Source organism: Moorena sp. SIO4G3 (assembly GCF_010692305.1).
Classification (GTDB): domain Bacteria; phylum Cyanobacteriota; class Cyanobacteriia; order Cyanobacteriales; family Coleofasciculaceae; genus Moorena; species Moorena producens_A.
The window spans coordinates 1-20,164 of record NZ_JAAHIG010000025.1; the positions used below are offsets into that span (position 1 = coordinate 1).

Here is a 20,164-nt window from a genome sequence, read left to right on the forward strand (position 1 = left end):
AAACCCCCAAGACCGCGCTGCATCGCTGCCGCTCTGTTTTCTTGGTCTTTTTTTTAAGAGTGTTTTGCTGACAAACCAGCATTTAAGGCCTTTGGCCACGCTACGCGAACGGCTTTGTTTACCAGTAAATATATTATAGCAATTCCATGCATACCCTGTGCAAAATTCATCCCACACCTAATGCGCAGCATTAGGTGTGGGATGAATTTTGCCGGACAGCTAAACCGCGCTAACCAGCCTAGGCAATTTTTCAGCTAACACTCTTGGACTATCAACTGTTTCTGGATGTGGTTTGATATCCGCAGGTTTGGCTGATTCGGCGGAAACAGCATAGCCATAAGCATTACCACTTTGGCTAACCAATAAGCGGTCACAAGGGATGGTATCTGAGAGAATAGAACTTGCCATCATCCCTGTATGTATTTCTAGAAGAGCCTGTGGCGGTGCTTCAAAAACTAAGCGCTGCCCTGGGAAAACAACTCTTTCAAAGTACCAGTTAGGTATATTAGTTATTCTAGCAATCTGGATCTGGCTAGTGGCATTCACATAGCAGCACAGAAGTGAATCCTGGCTATCTGAAGGAACAGGATCAAAAATTTGTGTCATAACGGCTGTATTTATTCTCTAAAGATTAATTTATTACAAACACCAAGGTAGCATTTATGATCCCGGCGAGTTGTAAACACGGCTACTAATCATTGAAGTCCAACTCAGCCGCTCACCGACAAAACTGCGCCAGTATGCTAATTATTGCTATTATTTAGGATTATTTGCTTTTTTTTGCGATATTCAGCATAACTCAGCTCTAAAGCTCACTCTATAAAGCCTATTATAGTACTTTACGCTATTAGATGACTTTATGCTGATTTTTGATCCCTATACACAAAAATACCATAAGGTTGAGGTAAATCCCTAATTTTGGTAAAGTAAAGATATGTAAACACCAATTTCATAATTGTTGCCCACCCTTGGTAGGTTCTGCCCGCCGTAGTCTCAAAGTAGAGAAAACGGCGGTAGATAAATCTGTCTATAACTCTGAGTATAGATCTGGCGTGAAATATTGAGCTTAATTGGCCTTTTGGCCTTTCGGCCACGCTAAGCGAACGGCCAAGCTAAGCGAACGGAATTGGTCAAGAATAACCCAAACTAAGCTTCCTGATAAAAATAACTTATAATAACAAAAAATAATTACTATAAACAGTTACCAATGGCACAGAAAATACTATACGTTCGCCTTCCTTGTAATCCAATCTTTCCGATCGGGGTGGTTTATTTAGCTGACCATGTTCATAAACAGTTCCCGGATGTAGAACAGCGCATTTTTGACTTGGGAACTGTACCTCCCCTAGACTTTGGCAGCGCCTTGGATACTGAGATAGACCAGTTTAAACCAACCATGTTGGTATTTTCCTGGCGCGACATTCAAATCTATGCTCCAGTGGGTGGTAGGGGTGGTAACCCGCTCCAAAATGCCTTTGAGTTTTACTATGCTGGCAATCCCTTGGTGAAATTACGGGGAGCGCTGGGGGGTCTGCGTTTAGCAGCGTCTTACTATGGGGAACTGTGGGGTAACTTGGGGTTAATCAAACAAGGACTCAAACGGGCTAAACGATATAACCCAGACGCTCGCCTGATTGTGGGGGGTGGAGCAGTTAGTGTATTCTATGAGCAGTTGGAAAATAAACTGCCAACTGGAACCATCGTTTCCATTGGAGAAGGGGAAACCTTACTCACGAAACTTCTCTGGGGTCAGGACTTCGATGATCAGCGGTGTTATGTGGTAGGGGAAACCAAGCCACGCGATCGCATGATCCATGAGTCTCCCACTCCCATTGCAAAAATTGCTTGCAACTACGACTATATTCAAAGCATCTGGCCCAGCTTTGATTATTACTTCCAAGAAAACGACTTTTACATTGGAGTTCAAACCAAGCGTGGGTGTCCCCATAACTGCTGCTACTGTATATATACGGTTGTAGAAGGCAAACAGGTACGGATTAACCCGGCAGATGAAGTGGTGGCAGAAATGCGCCAACTTTATGACCGAGGTATCCGGAAGTTCTGGTTCACTGATGCTCAGTTCATTCCTGCCAAAAAATTCATTGATGATGCCGTTGAACTGTTGCAGAAAATCCTTGATGCTGGCATGAGCGACATTAACTGGGCAGCATACATTCGGGCAGACAATCTCACCCCAGAATTATGCGACCTGATGGTAAAAACCGGGATGAATTACTTTGAAATCGGAATTACCAGTGGTTCTCAGGAACTGGTGCGGAAAATGCGCATGGGCTATAACCTACGCACCGTACTGCAAAACTGTCGTGATTTAAAAGCAGCTGGCTTCAATGACCTAGTTTCCGTCAACTATTCTTTCAATGTGATCGATGAAACCTTTGATACCATTCGTCAGACTATTGCCTATCACCGGGAACTAGAGCAAATATTTGGTAGGGATAAAGTCGAACCAGCCATTTTCTTCATTGGTCTACAACCCCATACCCATTTAGAACAGTACGCCTTTGACAAAACTATCCTCAACCGGGACTATGATCCTATGAGTTTGATGCCCTGGACAGCCAAGAAACTCCTATGGAATCCCGAACCCCTAGGGTCTTTCTTTGGTGAAGTTTGTCTAGAAGCTTGGCGGCAAAATTCTAATGATTTTGGCCGTGAAGTAATGAAAATCCTTGAAAAAAGACTAGGATTGGCTCCATTAGAAGCAGCCCTCACTGCCCCAATAGTAGCAAATAAACACCAAGAAAAACAACCGGTCAGTTTAAGTAAATAGAAAGCTGAAATGGCAAAATTTAATTAACAAATTTAAATAACAAAATTTAAATAACAAAATTTAATTAACATTTTTTTAGTAACCATGCGCTCAGGTTCGATATTACAAAAACTAGAACAAGCCCATCGCGGCACCAAAAAACCGTTAAGCTTTGGAGTTTATTACAAAAATACCTTAGTATCGCTGTGCCATGCCCTAGAAGACTTTATCCTAGAGTCGGACAGTGCTCCACTAATGATTACGGCATTCCAGCGGGGCCAATGGTATCTAGAGGAAGCTGAACGCTATGGTGATATAGCGGTAAAATCATCTCAGGTGGTAATCCTAGCCGCACCGGATGCTGGCTTTGCTGAACATCCCACCAGTCAGCGGTCGAATGTTGCCCTAGTTAGTTTAGAGTCCTCCGATCCTGTAGCTCAAGAGTGGCACTTGATTATTATTTCCCAGACATACACAGCAATGGTGTTATGTCAAGAATTATCTGAGTCGGATTATGGAACTCAAGGACTGCCAGAGCAGGACCGAGAGCGCAAATTCTACGGATTCTGGACATTTGAGCCAGACTTGGTAAGGGAGACCGTGGAGTTTGCGATCGCTCACATAGGTAACTATAACCCAGACTTGCAAGCCAGCTTAACTACACAACTTCAACAGATGATCGACAGCACCAAGCCACGAGACTATATTGGGGCAGTGGTGAATCGGGTCGTGAACTATCTTCAGAAAGGTCAACAAGAGTTACCGTCCCATACCTCCCCGAGCCATGTTCAGGTGTTAGACGATAACCTGGTTTCTAATGAAATGCAAGCTTTCTTGCGTATGGCGCAGCTAATTGACCAAGCGGATGCTGTCAATCCCAACGCTGGCGCTGAGGTAAAAACCTTGTGTGAGACTATCGGGCAGTTGCTGGATTTACCAGCATGGCAACTGAAACGTTTAAGTCTGGCAGCACTGTTGCACCGTCTATCCCCCTTGCAGGGGGTCAAGATAGAACTACCCCCTAAGTCAGCTGCTCAGAAAGACGTGATCGAGAAGCAGGAATCTCTTCCGAGGGGATCGGTGTTACGGATTATGCCTCGATTGCAGGCTGTCGCTAACATTATTACCCATCAAACCGAATCCTGGGATGGTTCAGGACAACCGGATGGCTTAGCTTACGATAACATTCCCTTGGAATCAAGGATTTTGAGGCTGATCGCTTATTTTCAGCAGCAACTCAATACCCATGAATCTGAGGAGGATGCTCTGTCTATTGCCCTAAGAAGCTGTCAGGAATTGTCAGGGGAAGCGTTTGACCCTAAACTGGTGGAAACCTTGGGACTAATAGTGATGGGAATGCAGCAGGGTATGAGTTTGCAAGCTAATCAGCCTAAAATTGCTTCAGGGATGTGGTTGCTTGATTCCTTATCTGAGGAAAGAGTAACGGTTGAAGGATGAAGGTTATCAAGGTTGTTCGCGCACGCGTGGCCAAAGGCCAAGGTTATCAAGGTTGTTCGCGCACGCGTGGCCAAAGGCCAAGGTTATCAAGGTTGTTCGCGCACGCGTGGCCAAAGGCCAAGGTTATCAAGGTTGCGTGGCCTTTTGGCCAAGGTTGAACAGTTTAAGCTTAGAGGGTTGAACGCGATTGCGTAACCTTTTGGCAAAGGTTGAACAGTTAAAGGTTGTTCTTGCCCAGGGATCCGGTGTAGGGTAGGTTGAAGGATGAACAGTTCAAGGTTATCTGGTTGATGGAGATTGAAGCAATTCGGGCGGGGAAAGTAAAGCAACTGCCAGGAGCAGATTTGGAAGATGAGGATCTTTCCGGTAGCCAATTGGAAAAAATTAATCTTGCTGGTGCAACACTTGTGGGAGTAAATTTCTCTGGCTGTAATTTAAATGGTGCTCGTCTCGATGGTGCTAACTTAATTGGTGCCAAACTGGAATCTGCTGACTTACGGGCGAATTTGCTTGGTGCTAACTTGATGCAGGCGGATTTGAGTAGTGCGGATTTGCGGGGTGGTAATCTCCGAGGCGCTAATTTGATGGGGGCTAAGTTGAGTCAAGCTTGCTTTACCGGTGCTTTTTTAAGTGGTGCCAATTTGATGGGGGTGAATTTGCAAGGAGTGGATTTGCGAGGGGCAGATTTGCGAGGAGCTAATCTTAATAGTGCGAATTTGAAGGGAGCCGATTTGTCTCAGGCGGATTTACAAGGGGCAACCTTAAGTGAAGCAAATCTGGAAGAGGCTGATCTCCGTGGAGCTAATCTATCTGGTAGTAATCTCAGTGGGGCGAATTTGCTTTGTGCTGAGATGGATGGAGCTTCTTTGAGTGGTGTTAATTTGGATCGAGCTTGTTTAGTGGGGACTTGTGTACCTGAGGGATGATTGGCAATAGTGGGTAACGGATATACGGATATAAAGGATGGCAGCTGGGGAGGTATGTGATGGAATTGCTTAGCAAGAAGTAAGAGTTATTTGGATTGAAAAAATTGACTTTTTAATTCCCGTAACATTCGGCTTGTTCCTTGATTAATTGCCTGTTCTACGAGTTGAGGAATCTGTGTAGTTAAGGATAAATTGGGAAAGGTTGGACTGAGCGACGTTTCTTGATAATTTCCATCTTTGATGATGTAAATTTTAAGTTGTTGTTTGCTATAAATCCATACTTCAGGAACACCAATAGCTGCATAAACCTCAAGAGTTGTTTTTGAAGTAACATCAGATTCTATAGCTAAGTCTGGGGGTGGATAAATGTCTAAGTCAATGTGAGTACAGCCTCGCATTTGAGGAGCATTCTGAATATAAAGACAGGTATCCGGTTCAACACCAGCAATTTCAGGACGTTTAAAGGTAGTTGAACCAAAGTCTTCCCAGTCGCGCCCCTGTAGGTTTAATATGGCTTTAACAATATCGGCAATAATCCGGTGGGGTCTTTCGTGAATGGCAAGGGGGGACATGATTTCTAAATTTCCTTGATAGTAGGTCAGCCGCACTCGTCGCTTTTCCCCAAGTTCGTCAAGAATTGTTTCAAAGTCTTGCCATTTAAGGTTATCTATAGTAATAGCACTACCGGGTGTGAGTTGGATAGCTTTGATGGGTATAGTAACGGTCATGGTTTTTCCTCAAGTTTACCGACTTGATGGGTAAGTCCTAATTGGATTAATTTGAGGGACGGAATGCGATCGCAAAATGCCTACACAAAATGCGATCGCATTTACAAATCCTAACTAGTCCCTGGGTTTAAGCAACACCGTTCCACAATCAACAAAAAATCTATTCCACAGTCACCGACTTTGCCAAATTCCTGGGCTGATCCACATCCAACCCTCGCCTTGCAGCAATGTGATACGCTAACAACTGCAATGGAATCACCGCTAGAATTGGTGAAAGCAACTCCTCCACCTCTGGTACAGGTAACAAATCATCAAAGATATCGATCGCCTCTTTGCCATTGCTCGGTGTCACCCCAATCAACCGAGCATCCCGAGCTTTAGCTTCCTGAGCATTAGAAATTACCTTCTCATAGACAGTACCAGGCATTGCGATCGCAACCACAGGCACCTTAGCATCCAGCAGAGCAATCGGACCATGCTTCATTTCCCCAGCTGGGTAGCCTTCAGCATGAATATAACTAATTTCTTTAAGTTTCAGCGCCCCTTCTAAAGCAATCGGAAAATTAATCCCCCGTCCTACAAAGATAAAGTCTTGGGTTTCCGCAAACTCATGGGCTAATTCTTGAATATACTTTTCTTGACTTTCCAGGACCTGCTCAATCTGAGTCGGCAATTGCCGCAAGTCTGCCATAATTGCTTGAATTTTTTCAGGGGCGAGAGTATGACGTCGATAGGCTAAATCTAGCGCTAGACAATAAAAGGCCACTAACTGGGTCACAAAGGTTTTAGTAGCCGCCACCCCAATTTCAATCCCTGCCTGGGTATCAATCACATCAGGCACCAACTGAGCCAAAGAACTTTCCGGTCGATTCGTAATTCCCAGGAGTCGGGGCTGATACAGAGGGTCTAATCCACTACGACGGTGTTTTTCCATCTCCAGTGCTGCTAAGGTATCAGCAGTTTCCCCAGACTGAGTTACCCCAATAGTTAGGGTATTCTTAGTTAACGGACCTGGTGCATAACGAAACTCAGATGCATACTGCACCATGGTAGGAATTCCTGCCAACTGCTCCAACAAATATTTACCCACCAAACTAGCGTGCCAACTGGTCCCACACGCCAGAATCTGAATCTGTTCTACATCCTCGTACAGTGACTCCGGTATGCCTAACTGAACTGGGGAATTAGCCAGGTCTGCCTCTGTCTGTGTAGGATTAGCATGCCAATTACTATTGAGATACCGCTCGAAACAGTTGCGCACTACCCCTGGTTGCTCATAAATTTCCTTAAGCATAAAGTGTCGGAATCCCTGCTTTTCCACTTGAAAGGGGTTCCAACTGAGGGTACGGGGGAACTTATTCAAGCGACGACCCTCAAAGTCGTAAACTTCTGCCCCTAGGGGAGTTAACCGTGCGATTTCCCCATTGTCTAAGTTCAAGACGGCCCTGGTATGGGGTAACAATGCTGGGGTATCTGAGCCAAAGAAAAATTCCCCTTGACCAAACCCAATAATCAGAGGAGCCTGTTGCCGCACTCCAATCAATTCATCAGGATAGTCAGCACAAAGGATAGCTAGGGCAAAAGCTCCCTCTAATCGATTCACGGTTTGCCGCACTGCTTCTAAGAAAGGAGAGAAGAAGGAAGAGGAAGAATCAGAATTTTGCTGTAAACACTCAGCAATTAGATGGGGAATAACTTCTGTATCGGTATCGGAGCGGAATTCATGTCCCTGCTGGATCAATTCCTCCCGCAATTCCCGGTAGTTTTCAACAATGCCATTTTGTACCACTGCCACCCGCATTGCCATGTCCATGTGGGGGTGAGCATTATACTCTTCCGGTTTACCATGGGTTGCCCAGCGGGTGTGTCCAATGCCAATCCGCGCCTGGTTTTCGATTTGTACCAGTTTTTCCCGCAAATTGTGCAATTTTCCCTTAGCACGTACACAATGAACCTCACCTTCCGAGACTGTAGCAATCCCAGCAGAATCATAGCCTCGATATTCGAGTTTCTCTAATCCTGCCATTAAAATTTCTGTAGCGATTTGCGGACCGATATAGCCGACAATTCCACACATAGTGTTGAGTTTAGTAAGTAAGCATAATACTCAAACTATAGCCATGCTAAGAGTGGAGTGTCCTGTGTTGACGGTTGACCGTCAACGGTTGACCATCAACAGTCAACCGTCAACATCGGATAGATTGCTAGGTTAATGCTTAGTAAGCCAAGCCCATGCTACGAGTTGTTTCAGCTCCCAGGTAAACCCGGACGCTCAAGAAGTCAGTAGGACAAGCAGTTTCGCACCGCTTGCAACCAATACAGTCTTCTGTACGAGGAGAAGAGGCAATCTGACCAGCTTTACAGCCATCCCAGGGAACCATCTCCAATACATCTAGAGGGCAAGCCCGAACACATTGGGTGCAACCAATACAGGTATCGTAAATTTTAACGCTATGAGACATTGATTTAAGAACTCCTACATTTTTTTATCGGACATTGCGGAAAAACCGCTTACCTGTCTCCTTGGGAAAATTGGGGATAATCCCGATGATTCCACCAGGATTATCTTTGCCTAGGTTCGTATTGTCGGCGTTTCAGGCAAACGACAGGGAATTTTAAGGATCAAGGGCTAGTTTACCGCAGGGTTTTGATAGTCTTACGCCAGAGGTTACAGAACTTTAAATTCTTTAATATATTAGTATGTGAAACTGTTGTGTCATCGAACCTAATCTATGGGTCAACCTCAGGAAGAACGATAACGGGGAAACCTTGGTAATTCAATAGACGCTAAGGATTTGCGCCCTTTGGAGGGACGTAGGGGATAGAGTACTGGTGATGGGGACTGACCGTGAGACGGAAATACCTCATTGGTTTGATTTGACTGTGACTCAGCCTCTATGATATCTTCTGGAAATTCCTGACTCGATGGATTGGCTTCAGGCTCCAAGGTTTGAGTATCCTCTGACCTACTGGTTTCCTCAGGGTCACTAGTCAATTCAACGGTTTGGTCAGATTCATCTAAGTTAGTGGTTAAGAGTGTGGTTTCTAGTTCTGATCTGCCATCGACTTTGGTATCAGCCCACTCTGATGGCAACTCGGACAACCCAAATTCCTCTGCCAGGGCAGACATTTGTTCAATTAACTGTTGTGCTACTTCTAATTCTTTGGCTGTCACATTTTCAGGGGAGATTCCCTGAGTTTCACCTGATGCTAAAGCATCTGCTGGGGATATCGGATCAATTTGGTTAGGTTGGCTGCTGTCAACCGATGATGGTTCTGTGCTAGATTGAGACTGGGCAGGAGAATTACCAGTACTGTTAAAAATAAATTCTTCTGCAAATAACTCTGGGTCGGCAGACCAGGGTCTAATTGGCTGGGCTTTTTGTAGTAGAGATTGCTGAGCAATGATGCTGCGACTCTCTTGCTGTTGTACTACAGAACTCTCAGAGGCAGGCATTTCCAGACACTTTTCTAAGGCTACCTTAAATTGCAAGGTTTGCTGTTGTTGTCGGTATAGACGGGTTCTAAGTTCTCGACAGGTATCTTTCAATTGCACCAGCTGGTGAGATTGTTCGTTGTAGCGCTGCTGGGTTTGGGAATAGTCCTGTTCGAGTCTGGCAACTTGATCCTGAGAGCTTTGTAACTGTTCTGATAAGGTTTCAACCAAAATTTGCTGGCGTTGACCGGATTGATGGGATGATTCTAGAGTGTGGAACAAACGGGTTAATTGGTCTTGAACTGTATTCAGTTCCAGATCTTTTGTGGACAGGAGTTTGTCGTACTCTCGCAATTGCTTAGCTTGTCCGTTTAACTCCTGCTGTTTTTCCTGGAGTGCTTGCTGCAGCTGAGTCACTTGCTGCTGTAAGCGATGATTGTCCAAGCGCAGTTTTTGAGCTAAGGCAAACCATTCACCATCCTTGGTTAACTGTTCCTCAGAAACATTAGCTATCTCAGTGTTATCACTATCATCAGTACTATCAGTATCATCAGTGCCATCAGTATCCGTTTCTGTAACTGATGATGCCATGGTGGTAAGGAGTGATTCTATAGTCTGTTCTAGTATTGACTGTTCAATAAGATGATCTATATCATCAGATACTATGGTGAAATCATCAGGTACTGGTGCGAAGCTGAGCATTTTTGGGTTATGGTCGGTCTGCTGCTGATCTGGCTTCTTAGTATCCTGGTTATCCATTTCGGTAGTAGACTCAGCAAGGGGAAGGTTATTGGGGTTTTCAGATTCACTCATTGCTCTTCATCAAGGGGTTCACAATTTCACCATTGGGGCAAGGAGCCAAAAAGTCAATTCCTCAAGATGATTTTAGTCTTGAGGGGCAACTTTGGGTCAAGATGCAGACTCTTGAAAGTGCCGATGGCTTGGTATTGACTTAAGTTTGGGCGCAGATGGTTGACATTACCTTACTACTTACTAACCCAAGAATAATGCTTGACACTCCCCGGTCATTAGACGCGGGGATTCTTACTTCAACGAGTTGTCTTGCTCGACCAGGTCGGAACCAGGAAGAGTAGAGGACAATTCTCCGTAAGCGTTCGGGTAAATGACCCAAGTTCCGGTGTGCCCCACCGTACTCAAGGCTCTCTTAAGGATATTGATAGCGGCATTATAGTCTCTATCTAACTGGCATCCACACTTACAAGAATGGGTTCTAGTTGATAGAGATTTTTTCACGACCTCGCCGCACTCAGAACATTTTTGGCTGGTGTAAGCAGGATTAACTGCAATAGTCACCTTTCCAAATTTAGAGCCAAAATGTTCCATCCATTTTCGGAACTGATACCAACCTGCGTCATTAATAGACTTAGCAAGGCAATGATTTTTGACTAAATTTCTGACCCTCAAATCTTGCCTTCGGCACGCTGCGCGAACGTAAGCGACCAGGTCGTTAGACCGGATTACGCAACGTGCCAGTCTCTTGGCATGTTCTTCACGCTGCCTACTTATTCTGAGGTGCTGCCTTCCTAATTTATTAATGGCTTTTCTACGGTTGGTTGAGCCTTTTTTCTTCCGATCAACCCGGCGTTGATAGAACTTTAAGCGTTGTTCTCCTGTTCTGTAGAATCTGGGATTGGGTTCTGTTTTTCCAATGGAATCCGTATAGAAATCCTTTAGTCCAACATCCAAACCGATAGCTGTTCCAGTCGGTTCCACTTCTTCTATTACATCAACAGAGACACAGAACTGAACGTAATAACCATCTGCTCGACGGACTATTCTAACCCTTTTTATTTGTTTTTTTTCAAAACGCCACAAGTCCCAGGTACCTTTGAGCTTAAGTTTGCCAATACATTTTTTGTCGCTAAAAATGATTGACTTTTTGTTAGGGGACAATTTCCATCCCGATTGCTTATACTCTACTGAGCGACAAGTTTTATGGAATTTAGGAAAACCTTTCTTTACAGGCACTTTCTTCTTGCAGTTTTCGTAGAAACGGGCGATTGATGACCATGCTCTTTCAGCACTAGACTGGCGAGCCGTAGAGTTCAATGCGTTTGCAAAAGGAAATTTTTTGGCTAGGACAGCACTGTATTTATTCAGGTCAAACTTGTTAACCCCTTTGTTTTCCATCCAATATCTGAGACAGCTATTACGAATGAATTGAACTGTCCGGATAGCCTCATCTATTGCCGCATATTGATGTTTTTTGCCTTTAGCTTTGAACTCTAAAATAATCACCAGCTTCGACCTTAACTGCTATGGTTTTATTCTACAACATTCATAATAAAATTCATGATTTTTAAAAAATATTTTTCTGACGGCGCGTCAAGCCGCTGTGAGCCTTCATCCCGGAGGCAAAACCTTAGGATAGGGTCGCCTTAATCAATGGAGGCGCGCTTTCCGCGTGAAGAATTAAATTACGGGGTCGCGCCTCAAGTTTTAACCTTTTTCTGCATAGCCTGCCAACCATAAAGGCGAGCCTATCCTTACGGTAATTTCAAGCCCCGGTCTAAAGACACGGGGTTTTCGGCTTGGGGGATTTTTATAAAACTTTTTACCTCAACTGCAATACGTCGCCGACCTTTTTCTGCTGCAAAAAGTTTCTCCGATCCCATATCTACGTAAACGGTTCGCTCTCCAACAGCTAATGCTAGGGGATCGTTAGTAATCATCCATCCGTCTTTGATCAGAGCCGTTTTCACCGTTTCGTGGTAGATATCCTTTGCCATTAAAGTAGCTCATTCTTGGGATGCTCAAGGCTATCTCTATGGTAGCTTGATTACGCTTTAGGCATTGGTCACAAGCATAAATTTTGAATCTTGAAAGAAAACGTTACACAAACCGGCAGATTTTTACTATAGCGCTTTCTCTCCTAATGAGGTAAACATGATTGTTTACCTATTGCCTATTGCCTATTGCCTATTGCCTATTGCCTATTGCCTATTGCCTATTGCCTGTTCCCTATTCCCTATTCNAGTATTAAGGAAATTGAATTATTGTAAATAATAAGCTCGTTACCATTCTAGGCCACGGGGAATGCCAATAGAGCAGATCTGCATATAAAGAGTGATTTGTCAAAAAAATTTAGATGCGTTTGCCCTGATTCCTAGTCCTCGCGATGTTTTTACATTGGGTCAACACTTGAAAACGTTTAAGTTGAGAATGGAGTCTCTCAATGCTTCAGGTCAAAAACTGACTGAGTTTTTAAATACACATCCTTTAGTTTCAAAGGTATATTATTTGGGGTTAGATTCTCATCCTCATCGAGAACTCTCTAAGAAATATTTTACTAATGGATATGGCGGTGTTGTGACCTTTGAACTCAAACTTTCAAAACGTGAGACATCAGAATTGATTGACAATCTGAAAATCCCATATATTGCTTCTAATTTTGGTTCAGCGGAAACCTATATCGAACAGCTTGCTCCCTTTACCTACTACTATTTATCCGAGGAGGATAGAAAATCATTAAATATTACAGATAGTCTGATTCGACTTTCCATCGGCTTTAATGATCCAGTCGATAGTATTATTGATGATATCGATTGTAGTCTTGCTCGATATATTGCTACGGAAGTACATTAGAATATCTCGTCAGGATTTAAGATTATAGAGAGGATTATTTTGCCGGATCCCTAGCATTTCTTTGATAAATAGAACATTAATATAGAGGGTTCGGACAATCATCAAAATCACCAGAGACAACCATAAAATATGGTTATCTTGATGAAACCAAGCTAAAACACTGAGCGGGATAAATCCAAAAAAGAAACCGAGTAGAGCAGAATTGCGAATCACGGCTGTATTGTTCAAACCAATAAAGTATCCATCGAACCTAAAAGCAATAGCATTAAAAACAAGAAGTGGAAGTAACCAAAAAACATAGATTTTGATTTCATTAATGATTTCCATCTGATTAGTTAAAATTCCAAATACAGTATGAGTAAACCCGATGGAAATACCAGAAAAAATTAGGGCAAATAAAACTCCCGTTCCTACTGTAACTCCAACTAAAGAAGGTAAGCGATCGCGTTTGCCCTGACCTACAAAATTTCCTGTTAGGCTTTCTGCGGCTAATCCAAAACCCTCAATAAAAGATATCGTAAACAAAAACACTTCGATCATTAAGGCATTTGCTGATAAAATCTGCGTTCCCATTTCCGCACTGATATTGGTAAAAATAACAAGGCTAGCTCGATTGCTTAAAATCTTAATATAGCACTACGCATTAAGGTTAGGACATTAATACAAGCTGAAAAGCTTTTGTAGTAAACTTTTGCCTTTTGCCTCTTGCCTCTTGCCTTGCGCGTAGCGCTATAAAAGTATCTCGATTAACAGCAAAAACGGTTTGAAATCCTGAACGCTGCCAAATGGAATGACTTAACTGCTGAATTTCTTGGAATCGAACATCCTGACTGACAAAGAAGATTCCCATGAATAAGGTTAAGTATTGACTCAAACAAGCAGAAAAACCGGCTCCCATACTGCCCCAATGCCATTGAATAATAGAAAAGTAATCAAAGATAATATTGCCTAAATTGCCAAAGATTGTTATCACTAGCACCTTACCACTCATCTCTTTTCCTAATAACCAACCGATCAGGACTAAGTTAAGTGCCACTGCGGGAGCACCCCAAATACGGGCATTAAAATAAGCAATACCAGAAGATTTAACTTCATCAGGAGCATCGAGTATAAGAAACCAAATTTTCTCGATAGGATATTGTAAAATAACAATTAATACACCCAGTACCAACGCTATCAATCCATTGCGTAAACCTACTAATAACATGGCTTCGCGGTCATCTTTGGCTACAGCTTGAGCCGTCGCTCCGGTTGTTCCCATCCGCAAGAAGTGTAAAAGTCGGTAAAGATAGGTAAACAAAACCGTTGCGACTGCAACTCCTGCTAAGTGACGAATTTCTGTCAGATGTCCCAGGAAAGCAACGCTGACCAAGCCCGATAAGGGAATCATGATATTGGAGAGGGTATTAATGACCGCAAGCCTGTAGAAGCGGGGTAGAAGACTGTCTGAGTTTAAGCGGGCAAGTTTCATCGGCTCAACTATCAACTTTATTGGTATTTTTAAGAGTAAACGTTAACAAAACTTCCGCTTAATTTTAAAAAAATTATGGGATTTAAAAAATTCCACTTTCTATGAAACACAGGATAGAAATACAACTCAGATCAAGAACGATTATGATAGCTGGTCAGCTACCTAAAAAGGAAGGCTAGAAGTCCCGTCTCTTTAGAGCGGGGTGCTGACGTTCAGCGAATTTAAAATAGAGCACATGGTCAGAGATTTTGCTAACGTTTGATAGCTGGCAGGATGACCCGCAAAATATCCCGACAGATAATACCTGGGAGGTTCATAATGATTTTCAGCCGTTAACGGAGCCAAAAATTGATAAATAAGCAAATCTTTGATAATCAAAAATGTATTAATACACGATAATTTACAGTTCAGACAATAATACCTTTTTTACTATAAATTAACCTCAACAAAGTTAGTTTAAATTCCCAACAAATATAGAGTTGTTTTACATTTTTTTGTGACATAATAGTCCAGACTATATAAAATGGGTGGTGTGAACTTTGCATTATATTCAACGACAATAACTTTGGAACTTATACAGCTGATGGCATCAATACTATGATAGTAATTACCATCAATATTGTCTGATAATATATCGATTTAATTAGCGTCTATATGGGCATAAATTAATTGATTAACTTTTTTTATAATAAATAATTTAATGTTTTTTTTATAATCATTTTATATGACTTGCTGCTGGGGAATACTTGTCCTCAAAATCCACGGTTTTTATATTAGTTTACATGCTAAAAAATGCTTGGATTCAATTGGATATTCCAGGAGGTGGTTCAATAATTGCTATGTTTTTATGCTCACAAACGGCTCGATTATCTTAAAGGGATGAGAGCTGCTTCCCTGATCCAGTTTACTTTATAGGCGACTTGTCGCCCTCCCAGCAAGTAAGAAATAACAAGTAAAACAAGTAACCAAGTCACAAGTAACAAGTAACGATTTCTATAGTTTACCAAAGATGTCTCCACCAAGGAGTAGGCTTAACATCAGGAAAATCGATTTTATTGCGGATTTCATCAATATCCCATCCAGTCAACTCAGCTAAAGTTTGAGCTTCTTGTTGCAATCGTCGATTTAAGGATTGTTGATAGTCAACTCCTGCGCTACAGCTCATCTTTCCAGTAAATGGATGACGAAGGATATATCGTCCCTGAAACAATTCACGATTGGAAGTTTCCTGGAACATCAAATCTTCTGGGAAGGTATCACGGGTATAGCGAACATGGAGGCGAGTGATATAAACATTATTAGATCTTCGTGAAACATTATTAGATCTTCCTGAGTTTAGCCAAAAGACACCTGATTTCCGGAGCTCTTCCCAATTGAGGGGGTTAGCTGAACATGGATCACAACTAGCCATATCCCAAGCATATTCAAGAAAAGCTACTTTTTTCCCTTCACCCTCGTAAGCAGTTTGGAACATAGCAGTGTAGAAATCACCAAACTCTGCTTTGACGAATACTGGAATTTCAGTATTAGAAGGAATCTTCACCGTGCGGTAGTTTGTAATTTCAGCCTGACCTCGGGGTGATAACACATAGACAATCAGGTCTTGCTCACCCGTAGCATTCATCATCCCTAAGCGAATGGGCAGCATAAATCGGGGAGACTCGTAAGCCATCTGGAGGGGTCGCAACCGTTGGTAGGCAGTTTTGTCAAATTCTTCCAGATTCACATTGGGGTCAAATTCGTGCAGATTCACATTGGGGTCAAATTCGTCGAGATTCACTTTGGCAACGAAAAATTTCATATTCTGGCGGATGTAGGGTCGCAATAGCCGATTTGCTCCCCGTGGAATTTTGTAACCGTTGCGTCTGAGCCAGGTTTCTAAACCTCTAGAGTCCCTAGCACTTAGGATAAGAATGTTATATTCTCCAACTGAGAAGCGCTCCTCTACCGTGACACCTAAACTACGATCATAAGCATCCGGTCCCCTTGTGCCACCTGGACGACCTAGGTCTGCTGGCGCACTTTCGAGATACCTTCGGTTATCGGCACAGGGGTTTGGGTCAAAATATTCTACTAGTCGAGGTGCACTAAACTGATCGAGGCGTTCAATAATTTTAGGGTCACCTACATTCACCTGTTCTCGCTGAAGCACTACAGGAACTGGGACAACCATGGCAAAGTCTTTAACATCCCCTTGATAGTCATTTGCCATGGTTAAAACAGTGCGATCGCCATCCCGAGCAATTATCACTTGAGAGGTCTGGTTATATAGTTTACTATCAGCTTTGGCGACATAAAAACCACAAAAACCCCAGGCTTTTTGAGCCAAGCCTAAACTCAATAAAACCGTTATCAAAATAGTACTTATAACCCGAATAATTTTCATTATTATTTATTTTTTTGTCTTTAACTTAAGTTAATAAACGTCATTCAACAGAGTCACTATCATGCCAGGAAAATCTCGTAGATGACCAGATAAAATCTAAAAGTACGCTCAAAGGGGATAGGGCAAACAACGCCCAGAAAATAGCAGTAGGCATGAAGAATTGATTGCGCAATATAAAAGTTAGTAACGCAATACACACTGCCCAGAGCAATCGACTAATCGCTGCATTGGGGATTGAGCGAGGGTCGGTTAGCATAAATAGGGCAAACAGTAACAAAGACCCACTCATCAACCGATGGCAAAATACATCCCAACTCCAGCCAAGCCAGAGATTTCTAATCCCTTCTAAAACGGCATAAGCACCCAAAAACGCTGCCGTTGTATCCCATCGTCCTACCCGTTTTAACACCATACTCCCAGTGCCCGCAAATAATAGACCATACCAACCATCATCCCCCCACTGTCCGGGAGAAACCCAAGCATCATTGGTTAGGATAAGAACAGCAATAATGCCAAAATTGGCTGGATTAAAAAAATGCTTGCCCTCAACTTGGAAAATAAATTTACTCAAAATTCCTAGGGAGCCAGCTAAAACCATAGTACTATAGTTATCAGCTCGCAGCAGCAGACTCAAGCTTAAGGCTGTAATCATAGCACTTTTTAGGGAAGGGGATTGGGGAGAACTCGAAAAACTAGCATCATTATGCTGGGATAAATTTTGTGGTTTTCTCAGCAGATTAAGACTTGTTTCTAAGGTTTGAATTTTGCACCATTCAAGGATAGTTTTAAAATCGGGTTTGGGATTAAACCCCAAAGGAAGGCCAAAGAAAGATCGGCCAAGGTCCCCAGAGTTTTTGATTAGTGATCTGTGTTTGGGGTTTGACCAAAGAAATGCTGCTAAGCACTGAGTTAGTAGGCAGCTGACGATTACAACTAGAATCAAGTCTGGTCTTAGTGTCCAGTCCCGAGTGCTGATGCCCAAGACTAGGAAGATGGAGAGAAACAGAATTTGATTGTTTCGGGGGTCTTGTTGCCACATTATCTACCCATTCTGATCCGACTGTTAAAGTAATCAGGGCGCTCTGTATGGATCAGGTTTAACACAACATAAGACGGTAACTCTACCGAGACTAATGCAAGAGCGATTAGCAAATTTTTCCCTACTACTAATACCAGGGTAAGGAAGCGATCGCACCATACTTTCCAAAGCCCTTTACAAATACCTTGACAAATGCTAGCTACTGTTTTTGATTGGTTAATTGAGTATGATCTCAAGTATAGTCGGGTCAGTTATCAGTGGTCAGTTACCGATTACTCATTACCGATTACCCACTTCACTCAATTATTCCATTAATAATCAATGGAGAATTCTAAGGGTTATACATTAAGCAAATGTCCGGTATATGGCCAGAACATTGCCCATTGTAATTAACTGTAATTAGCCAAAATTTGACGAATTTTATCATCAATAGTTTCTGGTTTCTCCACCATCGCCATATGTCCACATTCAGCAATTTCAATCACATTGTCCCCACAGGATTGAAAGAGACTGTGAAAACTAGCCAGATGACGCACATATTTCGGTTCCATTACCTTATCCTGACTACCAGCAATGAAATAAACAGGTTGTTTTAGTCGGGAAACAACCTGAGGTAAGCGATGCACCTCGGCTTCTGTAGTAGAATCTAGTAACGTCCTCAGTGCAGCTTCCGGGTTAGCAGTAACAAAATCAATAACCCGTTGACGTCCCCATTTCCGGGAAATAGGATGCGCTACCTGAGCCCGGGTAAACAGTAAATCGAGTAAAGGCACATAACACAACCAACGGGGACGGCGTTTTACCAACTGCTCACCAGCCAGCCGAAAGCGCTCAAATTCTTCTTTAAGATAAATTCCACCACCAGCATTAAGACAGATTACCCCTTGAATCCTCTGAGGCAGCAAATAGGCACCCCATAGAGCAATGCTACCCCCTAGGGAATGACCAACTAACCAAGCTTGTTCGATTCCCAGTTTTTCTAACAGGATGCCCAAGTCCTCAGCATAGGCAGCTAAGCTATAGCGGTCAGTGGATGAAACAGCAGTCTCAGGAAATGGTGATTCCGAGTCCCGCTTAGATGTTGAGCTTTGAGTGTTATGAATTTGGGACTGGGATTCACCGAATCCCCGCAGGTCATAGATCAGACACTGATACTGCTGTGACAACCTATAAATTAGAGGTTGCCAATAGCTACGGCTTAACAGCCAGCCGTGGATGAAAACCAGAACAGGGCAGGATGATTGGGTAGGAGGTGTTAATTCGTAAGTATGGGAGACTCCTAGGATGTTAATGCTTGCCATACCTTGATCTTATCGAAGAATTAACAGGATAGGAAATTGGTCAGTGATTTTAATCACATCTTGTTTGTCCTTACTTGAAAAGTAGGCAGGATGACGGACTTAGGCACCAAGAGCCTTAAAACCCGGTTTCTGGTTATAAATCAAAGGCTGAAATCGTTGTAATTATTTTAAGAAACTGGGTTTGCGGCATAAGTCCTGTGCTTGTCACCCAATGATCACTAAAACACTTGACCTAGTAATCGCCGCCGAATACTTTCAGCAATTTTTTGACCTAAATAATCGGGAATCAAGTTTCCGTTAGGGCCTAGTAGGTAAAGAATCAGCCGGGTTCGTCCCCGCCACACCAGCAAGTTGGCATTGACCACCAGTAAATCCTCTTGCCAGATGGCGTACATAACTTTGTAAAATAATCCAGGTTGGTTATTTGCCTCAATTAACAGCGCTGGTAGATGAAACACTGGGTCTACATAAAATTCTGTTTCTACCTGCTTCAAGCCAGCATCGAGATTAAATTCCACTGCCAGCATTTGTTCCACCTCAAAGCGCCCTGCCAAAGCCTCTCTCAGGGCACGGCAGACATTTTCTGAGGTTTTGTGGGTCAGCGCTTTCCGGTTACGAGACACCACTAGTTTCATAAACACCAGCATTGGTGGACTAATTTGACCATAAAGACTGAGACTGTGGATAGTCAGTCCATAGGCAGTCAGAACGCCAAAAATGTCACTGAGCAGAAAAGACTCATTCCGGTAAGCAAAGTGCAGGACACTTTTTGAGCCTTCCGGTTTGATCTCAATTACAGCATGTTGGGTTTTATAGAGTCGGTAAGCAAGTCTGAGGTTGTGCAGTTGGATCTCACTACTAACAAACTGCTCATAGAACTTAGGAAACGCTCGGTTGAAGCGTTTCAGGATTTCTTGTTGGGATGATTTCCAACCCACAGTCATCGATAGGGGTAGGTGGCTATTCTTGTTTATCAAAAGGCGCCCGTTCGCGCCCCGCGTCGGGCTTTGCCTCAAGGTGCTACCCAAGGTCGGGTAACCCGG

The 20,164-nt window shown here is 43.0% G+C and carries 18 protein-coding genes; 5 read left to right on the forward strand and 13 right to left on the reverse strand.

Annotated features, from left to right (window positions below; all coding sequences use genetic code 11):
- Positions 1–219 precede the first annotated feature (219 nt).
- Positions 220–606, reverse strand: a complete 387-nt coding sequence (locus tag F6J99_RS07310; RefSeq protein WP_293112356.1) for a DUF1830 domain-containing protein — start codon at positions 604–606, stop codon at positions 220–222.
- A gap of 601 nt (positions 607–1,207) precedes the next feature.
- Here F6J99_RS07310 and F6J99_RS07315 point away from each other — a divergent pair.
- From F6J99_RS07315 to F6J99_RS07325, 3 genes are all read left to right on the forward strand, one after another.
- Positions 1,208–2,791, forward strand: a complete 1,584-nt coding sequence (locus F6J99_RS07315; RefSeq protein ID WP_293112357.1) for a photosystem II high light acclimation radical SAM protein — start codon at positions 1,208–1,210, stop codon at positions 2,789–2,791.
- Between the two features lie 84 nt (positions 2,792–2,875).
- Entirely contained in the window at positions 2,876–4,228 is a 1,353-nt protein-coding gene (locus F6J99_RS07320; RefSeq protein ID WP_293112358.1) for a DICT sensory domain-containing protein, read from the forward strand.
- Positions 4,229–4,518: 290 nt separating this feature from the next.
- Positions 4,519–5,154, forward strand: a complete 636-nt coding sequence (locus F6J99_RS07325) for a pentapeptide repeat-containing protein (RefSeq protein ID WP_293112379.1) — start codon at positions 4,519–4,521, stop codon at positions 5,152–5,154.
- An 86-nt stretch (positions 5,155–5,240) separates the two neighbouring features.
- On the opposite strand, the gene F6J99_RS07330 is transcribed toward F6J99_RS07325, so the two are convergent.
- The 6 genes from F6J99_RS07330 to F6J99_RS07355 form a co-directional block, all read right to left on the reverse strand.
- The gene (locus tag F6J99_RS07330; protein WP_293112359.1) at positions 5,241–5,882 is read right to left on the reverse strand and encodes a Uma2 family endonuclease; all 642 of its coding nucleotides are present in this window, start codon (positions 5,880–5,882) and stop codon (positions 5,241–5,243) included.
- Positions 5,883–6,042: 160 nt separating this feature from the next.
- Positions 6,043–7,959: a glutamine--fructose-6-phosphate transaminase (isomerizing) gene (glmS, locus tag F6J99_RS07335; protein WP_293112360.1), complete on the reverse strand. Its 1,917-nt coding sequence runs from the start codon at positions 7,957–7,959 to the stop codon at positions 6,043–6,045.
- Positions 7,960–8,098: 139 nt separating this feature from the next.
- The gene (gene psaC, locus F6J99_RS07340; protein ID WP_006616272.1) at positions 8,099–8,344 is read right to left on the reverse strand and encodes a photosystem I iron-sulfur center protein PsaC; all 246 of its coding nucleotides are present in this window, start codon (positions 8,342–8,344) and stop codon (positions 8,099–8,101) included.
- A gap of 281 nt (positions 8,345–8,625) precedes the next feature.
- Entirely contained in the window at positions 8,626–10,131 is a 1,506-nt protein-coding gene (locus F6J99_RS07345; RefSeq protein WP_293112361.1) for a hypothetical protein, read from the reverse strand.
- A 231-nt stretch (positions 10,132–10,362) separates the two neighbouring features.
- Positions 10,363–11,577 (reverse strand): transposase, encoded by a 1,215-nt coding sequence (locus tag F6J99_RS07350; protein WP_293112362.1) that lies wholly within the window; start codon positions 11,575–11,577, stop codon positions 10,363–10,365.
- A gap of 248 nt (positions 11,578–11,825) precedes the next feature.
- Positions 11,826–12,068, reverse strand: coding sequence for an element excision factor XisH family protein (locus F6J99_RS07355; RefSeq protein ID WP_293112363.1), 243 nt, complete (start codon positions 12,066–12,068; stop codon positions 11,826–11,828).
- Positions 12,069–12,405: 337 nt separating this feature from the next.
- On the opposite strand from F6J99_RS07355, the gene F6J99_RS07360 reads away from it, so the two are divergent.
- Positions 12,406–12,924, forward strand: coding sequence for a PLP-dependent transferase (locus tag F6J99_RS07360; protein WP_293112364.1), 519 nt, complete (start codon positions 12,406–12,408; stop codon positions 12,922–12,924).
- A gap of 9 nt (positions 12,925–12,933) precedes the next feature.
- On the opposite strand, the gene F6J99_RS07365 is transcribed toward F6J99_RS07360, so the two are convergent.
- The 4 genes from F6J99_RS07365 to F6J99_RS07380 all read right to left on the reverse strand — a co-directional run bounded on the left by F6J99_RS07365 (position 12,934) and on the right by F6J99_RS07380 (position 17,820).
- Positions 12,934–13,554: an MATE family efflux transporter gene (locus F6J99_RS07365; RefSeq protein WP_365972819.1), complete on the reverse strand. Its 621-nt coding sequence runs from the start codon at positions 13,552–13,554 to the stop codon at positions 12,934–12,936.
- Positions 13,555–13,573: 19 nt separating this feature from the next.
- A complete protein-coding gene (locus F6J99_RS07370; protein WP_293112365.1) occupies positions 13,574–14,395 on the reverse strand; it encodes an MATE family efflux transporter in 822 nt (273 codons plus the stop codon).
- 1,000 nt (positions 14,396–15,395) lie between these two features.
- A complete protein-coding gene (locus F6J99_RS07375; protein ID WP_293112366.1) occupies positions 15,396–16,781 on the reverse strand; it encodes a DUF2330 domain-containing protein in 1,386 nt (461 codons plus the stop codon).
- A 40-nt stretch (positions 16,782–16,821) separates the two neighbouring features.
- Positions 16,822–17,820, reverse strand: a complete 999-nt coding sequence (locus F6J99_RS07380; protein ID WP_293112367.1) for an RnfABCDGE type electron transport complex subunit D — start codon at positions 17,818–17,820, stop codon at positions 16,822–16,824.
- Positions 17,821–18,012: 192 nt separating this feature from the next.
- On the opposite strand from F6J99_RS07380, the gene F6J99_RS07385 reads away from it, so the two are divergent.
- Complete coding sequence (locus F6J99_RS07385; RefSeq protein WP_293112368.1) at positions 18,013–18,135, forward strand: hypothetical protein; 123 nt, start codon at positions 18,013–18,015, stop codon at positions 18,133–18,135.
- A gap of 74 nt (positions 18,136–18,209) precedes the next feature.
- On the opposite strand, the gene F6J99_RS07390 is transcribed toward F6J99_RS07385, so the two are convergent.
- Both F6J99_RS07390 and F6J99_RS07395 read right to left on the reverse strand, forming a co-directional pair.
- Complete coding sequence (locus F6J99_RS07390; protein ID WP_293112369.1) at positions 18,210–19,121, reverse strand: alpha/beta hydrolase; 912 nt, start codon at positions 19,119–19,121, stop codon at positions 18,210–18,212.
- Positions 19,122–19,339: 218 nt separating this feature from the next.
- On the reverse strand, positions 19,340–20,065 hold the full coding sequence (locus F6J99_RS07395) for a hypothetical protein (protein ID WP_070392306.1): 726 nt from the start codon (positions 20,063–20,065) through the stop codon (positions 19,340–19,342).
- Positions 20,066–20,164 lie beyond the last annotated feature (99 nt).